The 6,061-nt window shown below is 74.8% G+C and carries 5 protein-coding genes, 1 pseudogene and 1 riboswitch; of the genes and pseudogenes, 3 read left to right on the top strand and 3 right to left on the bottom strand.

All coding sequences use genetic code 11. The features are described from left to right. The 3 genes and pseudogenes from ACFV6I_RS36755 to ACFV6I_RS36745 all read right to left on the bottom strand — a co-directional run. Positions 1-274: pseudogene (locus ACFV6I_RS36755) on the bottom strand (hypothetical protein); the annotation flags it as partial. Beyond that, positions 271-1,518, bottom strand: coding sequence for a prenyltransferase/squalene oxidase repeat-containing protein (locus ACFV6I_RS36750; RefSeq protein WP_380430352.1), 1,248 nt, complete (start codon positions 1,516-1,518; stop codon positions 271-273). The gene ACFV6I_RS36750 and the pseudogene ACFV6I_RS36755, both read right to left, overlap by 4 nt. A 117-nt stretch (positions 1,519-1,635) precedes the next feature. Continuing rightward, positions 1,636-1,711, bottom strand: a riboswitch (cobalamin riboswitch). 92 nt (positions 1,712-1,803) lie between these two features. Continuing rightward, complete coding sequence (locus ACFV6I_RS36745) at positions 1,804-2,433, bottom strand: TetR family transcriptional regulator (protein ID WP_063351068.1); 630 nt, start codon at positions 2,431-2,433, stop codon at positions 1,804-1,806. A gap of 254 nt (positions 2,434-2,687) precedes the next feature. Here ACFV6I_RS36745 and ACFV6I_RS36740 point away from each other — a divergent pair, with 254 nt between their 5' ends. From ACFV6I_RS36740 to ACFV6I_RS36730, 3 genes are all read left to right on the top strand, one after another. Next, positions 2,688-3,998 (top strand): glycosyltransferase family 4 protein, encoded by a 1,311-nt coding sequence (locus ACFV6I_RS36740; protein WP_380430349.1) that lies wholly within the window; start codon positions 2,688-2,690, stop codon positions 3,996-3,998. Between the two features lie 123 nt (positions 3,999-4,121). After that, a complete protein-coding gene (locus ACFV6I_RS36735) occupies positions 4,122-4,871 on the top strand; it encodes a class I SAM-dependent methyltransferase (protein ID WP_063347385.1) in 750 nt (249 codons plus the stop codon). Beyond that, complete coding sequence (locus ACFV6I_RS36730; protein WP_063347384.1) at positions 4,868-5,929, top strand: hypothetical protein; 1,062 nt, start codon at positions 4,868-4,870, stop codon at positions 5,927-5,929. Before ACFV6I_RS36735 ends, ACFV6I_RS36730 begins: the two co-directional genes overlap by 4 nt. Positions 5,930-6,061: the final 132 nt, after the last annotated feature.

Below are 6,061 nucleotides of genomic sequence, written 5' to 3'. Positions count from 1 at the left end.
CGCCCGCCGCCGGGGGGGGCGCGGACTGCGGCCCGCCGGCGGCCCACACCGCTACCCGCCCCCCGCCGCGGGCCCGGCCGGGGGGCCGGGCGCGGCCCGGCCCCTGCTGCTGGTACAGCCACCCGTCGCCGGTGCCACGCCAGAACGACCAGTACCGGTACCCCGTCGCCGCCTCCGCCGGTGCCCCCGCGACCAGCAGGAGCACCGCACCGAGCAGCGGGACGAGGACGCGGCGGCCACAGCGGCGGCCCAGGCGCGCGGGGCGGGGTGTCACAGCCTCTGGCCGCGCTTGCGCTGGAGGCTGAGGAGGAGGCCGCCGCCGAGGCCGATGAGGAGGCCGACGATGATCGGCCAGTACTGGCCGATGCCGTCGTCCTTCTTGGACGCCGCCGTCGTCGGCGCGGGGCTGGCGGTGGCCTTGGGCGCCGGGCCGAGGGCGGTGAGCTGGGCGGTCAGCGGGGCGGTGTCGCGCTGGGCGGCCTGGGTGACGAGCAGGAGGCTGGCGGTGGCGGAGGCGTCGGTGCCGCCCTTGGTCCAGCCGGCGCCTTCCTTGGCGAGCCAGTCGACGGCGCCGGCGGCCTGCTGGGGGTGGCCGCTCTGGATGAGGCCGAGGGCGGCCCAGGCGGTGGCGTTGTAGTCGGGGGTGGGGGCGGCGCCGGGGGTGGTGAGGGTGAGGTGGTTGCCGCCCGCGGCGAGCTGGGCGGTGAGGTACGCCCCGGCGGCCTCGCCGGAGTCGGGGTGCGCGACCGGAGCAGCCGTGGCGGAGGTGGCGGCGGAGTCGCAGCCGAGGGCCTTGGGGGCGGCGTCGGTGCGGGCGGTGGTGGCGACCGGGAGGTGGCCGCCGGCGGCGGCGAGCGAGGCCTGGGCGCTGGCGAGGGTGTTGGGGGCGAGCGCGCCGGAGGACGGGTCGGGCTGGTAGGCGAAGGCGCCGCGCTGGTCGGCGGGGGCGGCGCAGCCGAGCTGGAAGTGGGCGAGCCCGTCGAAGGCGTTCCTGCCCGCCTTGGCGACGCCGGCCGGGTCGGTCTTGGCGGCGAAGAGGGCGTTCACGGCGAGGCCGGTGGAGTTGGCGTCGCCGGGGCTGACGGGGTTGTAGGGCCAGCTGCCGTCGGCGTTCTGGGTGGCCTTGAGCCACTGGACGCCCTTGTCGACGGCTTCCTGGTGCCCGCCGAGGGCGACGAGGGCCTGGATGGCGACGGCGGTGGCGTTGCTGTCCTCGGTCTTGGGGTTGCAGGCGGCGCCGGCGGCCCGGAAGGAGGGCCAGCCGCCGTCCTCGCACTGCTGTCCGGTGAGCCAGCCGACGGCGGAGTCGGCCGGGGTGGTTTTGGCCGCCGCGAGCGCGGTGAGCGCGAGGGACTGCCGCCAGACGCCGTCGTACGTCGGGTCGCCCTTGCCGTAGAGGCCGTCGGGGACGGCGGCGGGGGTGGGCGCGGGGCTGTCGGCGAGGGCCGGTCCGGCGGTGGCGCCGGCGAGGAGTGCGGCGGACAGGGCGGCGGCGCCCAGGCGGGCGGCGGTGAGCATGGTGGAGGTGTGCCTTTCGGTGAGCGGTGGTGGCCCGGCGGGGCCGTTCCGTAGTCCTCGACGGTGCCGGGCGGTGCGCGTGGCGGGCCCGGGCTGGCCGCTCGCCCCTCCACGGGCGGTCCGACTCGCCCGGGCCGTCGCGGGGGCCGGGCTCACGGTTGCGGGGTCAGCGCCGGATTCGCACCGGCTTCCCCCGGGGGAGGGACGGGATGAAGTTGTGCTGTCCGTCGACTTTAACCGCCGGGGGCGGCCGGCCCCTCCTGCCCGGGCAGGAACAGGTTCCAGTCAGGGCAGGGTGAGCAGCCGGGCCGCGGTGTGCAGGTCGGCCCGGACCTCGGCGATCGAGGCGCGGCCGGAGAGCCAGGCGACCAGGGCGGAGTGCCAGGTGTGCTCGATCACCCGGACGGCCGCGCGCTGGCTCTCACTGGGTGGCCCGGACTGGCCGATGGCGTCCAGGATGAGCTGGCCGGTGGCGGTGCTGACCTGGTCCACCTCGGCGCCGACGGAGCGGTCCGCGAAGGACAGCGCCCGGACCATCGCCTCGGCGAGCAGCGGTTCGCGCTGGAGTGCGTGGAAGGCGCGGGTGAGCGTGTCGGCGACGCGCGGGGCCGGTTCGGGGTCGGTCGGCGGGTGGCGCCGGATGTGCTCCTGGAGGCCCTGCAACTGCTCCAGCATGACCGCGACCAGCAGGTGCACCTTGGACGGGAAGTACCGGTAGAGCGTGCCGAGGGCGACCTGCGCGGTCTCCGCGACCTCCCGCATCTGCACCGCCTCGTACCCGCCGCGGGCGGCCAGGGCGGTGGCGGCCCGCAGGATCCGGCGCCGGCGTTCGGCCTGGCGGGCGGTCAGCGGCGGCTCGCCCGGCTGCGCGGGGGGCGGGGTGGTGGGGCTCGTGGAGGTGGTCGGCGGCGGCAAGGAGTGCTCCCGGGGCGCGTGGGTGGCGGCGTGCTCCACAAGGTCGGCAGGGTCGGCGTGGCGGGAATCACCAGCCCTGGCTCCTGAGGGAAAGCTACGGGCCGGTATCTTCGAGGTCTCTCATTGTTCACATGGTCGATGACGAGTTCCACAGCCACTGAAACCTGATCTACTTTAGCGACCGGCGGCAGCGCCGTCGCCAACGCAGAGACAGCAGCAGCACAGGAATAGCAGCTAGAGATGAGGGCCCGAGGATGACCGCGCAGCCGCTGCGGATTGCCCTGCTGTCGTACCGCGGGGACCCCTTCTGCGGCGGTCAGGGCGTGTACGTGCGCCACCTCTCCCGTGAGCTGGCCAGGCTCGGCCACCACGTGGACGTGATCGGTGCCCAGCCGTACCCGGTGCTGGACGAGGTCGACGGCCCCGGTTCGGTGCGCCTGGTCGAGCTGCCCAGCCTGGACCTCTACCGCGCCGAGGACCCGTTCCGCACGCCCGCCCGCGGCGAGTTCCGCAGTCCGGTGGACGTGCTGGAGTTCGCCACCATGCGCACCGGCGGCTTCCCCGAGCCGCTGACCTTCTCGCTGCGCGCCCGCCAGTACCTGGCCCGGCACAAGGGCCGCTACGACGTGGTGCACGACAACCAGACGCTCGGCTACGGCCTGCTCGGCCTGGCCCGGCACGGCTTCCCGCTGGTCACCACGATCCATCACCCGATCACCGTGGACCGGCAGTTGGAGCTGGACGCGGCCACCACCCGGGTCAAGCGGCTGTCGCTGCGCCGCTGGTACGCCTTCACCCGGATGCAGCGCCGGGTCGCCGCCCGGCTGGACCACGTGATCACCGTCTCCGGCACCTCGCAGCGCGAGATCGCCGAGCACCTGGGCGCCGCGCCGGGCGCGATCTCGGTGGTGCCGATCGGCGCCGACACCCGGCTCTGGTCGCCCTCCGAGGAGATCGCCCGCGTCCCCGGACGGATCGTCACCACCTCCAGCGCGGACGTCCCGCTCAAGGGCCTGGTGTTCCTGGTCGAGGCGCTGGCGAAGGTGCGCACCGAGCGCCCCGCGCACCTGGTGGTGGTCGGCAAGCCGCAGAAGGAGGACGGCCCGGTGGCGGAGGCGGTGCGCCGCTTCGGGCTGGCGGACCACATCGAGTTCCGCAGCGGCCTGACCGACCAGGAGCTGGTCGACCTCTACCGCTCGGCCGAGGTGGCCTGCGTGCCGTCGCTGTACGAGGGCTTCTCGCTGCCCGCCGCCGAGGCGATGGCCACCGGCACCCCGCTGGTCGCCACCACCGGCGGCGCGATCCCCGAGGTGGCCGGGCCGGACGGGGAGACCTGCCTGGCCGTGCCGCCGGGGGAGCCGGACCGGCTGGCGGCGGCGCTCGGCCGGCTGCTGGACGACCCGCGGCTGCGCGCCCGGCTCGGCGCGGCCGGCCGGGAGCGGGTGCTGGCCCGGTTCACCTGGGCGCGGGCCGCCGAGCTGACCGCCGACGCCTCCCGGGCGGCGATCGCCACCGGGGCCGGCGCCCGGGCCCGCTCCGGGCCGGGCTGGCGGTACGTGCCCTGAGTCGCTCCGGCCGCCCTGCGCGGCGCCCGCCCGGCGGCCCCGGCCGCCCGGTGCGGAGCGGTAGCGGATCGAACTGACGCGGCGTCAAGTCCGCTTGGTAGCAAAAGGAATGGGAGCCCTGCAGTGCTGACCGTCGATTTCTCGCGCTTCCCGCTCGCCCCCGGCGACCGGGTGCTCGACCTGGGCTGCGGCGGGGGCCGGCACGCGTTCGAGTGCTACCGCCGCGGCGCCAACGTGATCGCCCTCGACCAGAACGCCGAGGAGATCGCCGAGGTCCAGAAGTGGTTCGCCGCGATGGAGCAGGCCGGTGAGGCCCCGGAGGGCGCGTCGGCGGTCGCGATGGAGGGCAACGCGCTGGCGCTGCCGTTCGAGGACGACTACTTCGACAAGATCATCATCTCCGAGGTGATGGAGCACATACCGGACGACAAGGGCGTGCTCAACGAGATGTTCCGGGTGCTCAAGCCGGGTGGGCTGCTCGCCGTCACCGTGCCGCGCTGGCTGCCCGAGAAGATCTGCTGGACGCTGTCCGACGAGTACCACGAGGTCGAGGGCGGCCACATCCGGATCTACCGGGGCGACGAACTGCTCGGCAAGCTCAAGGACGCCGGCCTGGAGCCCTACGGCACCCACCACGCGCACGCGCTGCACTCGCCGTACTGGTGGATCAAGTGCGCGGTCGGCGTGAACAACGACAAGGCACTGCCGGTCAAGGCCTACCACCAGCTGCTGGTCTGGGACATCGTCGGCACCCCGGTGATCAGCACCCTCACCAAGGCCGCCGAACGGGCGCTCAACCCGGTCATCGGCAAGAGCTTCGTCGCCTACGCGTCCAAGCCGCGGCGGACCGAGTCCGGGCGCGTGGACGCATGACCGCCGCCGTCCCCGAGGCACTGCTGCTCGACGGGGTGCTCGACGCCGAGCAGGCCGCCGGCACCGTCCGCAGCATCCTGGCCGAACAGCTCCCCGACGGCGCCATACCCTGGTTCGCCGGCCACCACCTCGACCCGTGGGACCACACCGAGGCCGCCATGGCCCTCGACACCGCCGGCGAGCACGCCGCCGCCGAGGCCGCCTACCGCTGGCTCGCCGCCACCCAGAACCCGGACGGCTCCTGGTACGCCGCCTACACCGACGGCGCCGTCACCGACCGGGCCAAGGAGACCAACTTCTGCGCCTACGTGGCCGTCGGCGTCTGGCACCACCACCTCAGCGCCGGCGACGACGCCTTCCTGGACTGGATCTGGCCCGTCGTCCGGCGCGCCCTGGACTTCATCGTCGGCCAGCGGCTGCCCGGCGGCCCGATCGCCTGGCGCCTCGACGAGGACGGCACCGCCACCGACGAGGCGCTGCTCACCGGCTCGTCCAGCATGCTGCACGCGCTGCGCTGCGGGCTGGCCATCGCCGAGTACCTGGAGGAGCCGCAGCCCGACTGGGAGCTCGCCGCCGGCCGGCTGGGGCACGCCATCACCCACCACCCCGAGCGGTTCCTCGACAAGGGCCGCTACTCGATGGACTGGTACTACCCGGTGCTCGGCACCGGACTGCGCGGCGACGCGGCGCTGGAACGGATCGACCGGGACTGGGACCGCTTCGTCGTCCCCGGGCTCGGCGTGCGCTGCGTCAGCGACCGCCCGTGGGTGACCGGCGGCGAGAGCGCCGAACTCGCCCTCGCGCTCTGGGCGATCGGCCGCTCCGACCGCGCCGTGGAGATCCTGCGCTGGATCCAGAAGCACCTGCGGCACGAGGACGGCTCCTACTGGACCGGGTACGTCTTCGAGGACGACGCCGTCTGGCCGGAGGAGCGCACCACCTGGACGGCCGGCGCACTGCTGCTCGCGGTCGCCGCGCTCGGCGGCGACCCGGCGACGGTCGCGGTCTTCGGCGGGGAGCAGCTGCCCGCCGGGCTGGTGGTCCAGGACTGCTGCTGAGGCCCGTAGCCGTGGCCGATGCCGGTACGGACGGTTGAGGCCCGTACGGGCAACGCGAAGGGGGGGGGGGGGGGGGGTAGCGGGGCCCCCCCCCCCGCGGACCGGAGGGATATAAACAAAAACACACCCCCA

Origin of the sequence: Kitasatospora sp. NPDC059803 (assembly GCF_042732255.1) — a bacterium.
Classification (GTDB): Bacteria; Actinomycetota; Actinomycetes; order Streptomycetales; family Streptomycetaceae; genus Kitasatospora.
This window is presented reverse-complemented; position numbering and strand designations above follow the sequence as displayed.

Coding starts and splice junctions, on each gene's coding strand:
- ACFV6I_RS36750 (WP_380430352.1), bottom strand. CDS start 1,518: ATGCTCACCGCCGCCCGCCTGGGCGCCGCCGCCCTGTCCGCCGCACTC.
- ACFV6I_RS36730 (WP_063347384.1), top strand. CDS start 4,868: ATGACCGCCGCCGTCCCCGAGGCACTGCTGCTCGACGGGGTGCTCGAC.
- ACFV6I_RS36740 (WP_380430349.1), top strand. CDS start 2,688: ATGACCGCGCAGCCGCTGCGGATTGCCCTGCTGTCGTACCGCGGGGAC.